The 556-nt window shown below is 66.4% G+C and carries 1 protein-coding gene; it reads left to right on the top strand.

What is annotated here, in order from left to right; all coding sequences use genetic code 11:
* Positions 1-134 precede the first annotated feature (134 nt).
* Positions 135-536, top strand: coding sequence for a YtxH domain-containing protein (locus tag ABD088_RS02555; protein ID WP_343899876.1), 402 nt, complete (start codon positions 135-137; stop codon positions 534-536).
* The last annotated feature ends 20 nt before the right edge of the window (positions 537-556 follow it).

Consider the following 556-nt stretch of genomic DNA (forward strand, 5'->3'; position numbering starts at 1 on the left):
TGTCTCCGGTCGGGTCTGGTTGCTCAGGCACTGCCGATGACGCCGTGCGCTGCGCTGCGCTGCGGAGCCGAACGGGTTAGTGTGGGTTTCAGGGTTCCGGACTGGTTCCCACGCTTGAGCAGAGGAGGAATGCAATGCGCATCTTTACATTTCTGGCCGGAGCAGCAGTGGGGTACGTCCTGGGTGCCCGGGCAGGTCGCGAAAAGTACGACCAGCTCCGCGGCAAGGCGCAGGACCTGTGGCAGGATCCCCGCACGCAGGAAAAGCTGAACGACGCCGGTCAGGCGATCAGGGACAAGGCCCCGGAAGTCGGCTCCGCCGCCGCATCGGCCGCGAGCAACGTGGCAGTGAAGGTCAAGGAGACGGCCTCCAACGCCGCACACCGCGCCAAGAACCACGATTCCAAGGATTCCGCTGAGACGCCGTCGTACGCCAGTGACCACATCTCCGACCCGTCACTGGGCTCGGCAGGCGATACGAGCGACTGGGCCGACGAGGGCGGCGCCACGCCGTCCGGTCCCAGCGCCGTCAACTAAGCACCACGCGGCTCCCCGAA

The organism is Arthrobacter rhombi (genome assembly GCF_039526245.1).
Taxonomy (GTDB): domain Bacteria; phylum Actinomycetota; class Actinomycetes; order Actinomycetales; family Micrococcaceae; genus Arthrobacter_H; species Arthrobacter_H rhombi.

Bases quoted from the DNA above. Each gene is read 5' to 3' on its own strand.
- ABD088_RS02555 (WP_343899876.1), top strand. From the start codon at position 135: ATGCGCATCTTTACATTTCTGGCCGGAGCAGCAGTGGGGTACGTCCTG.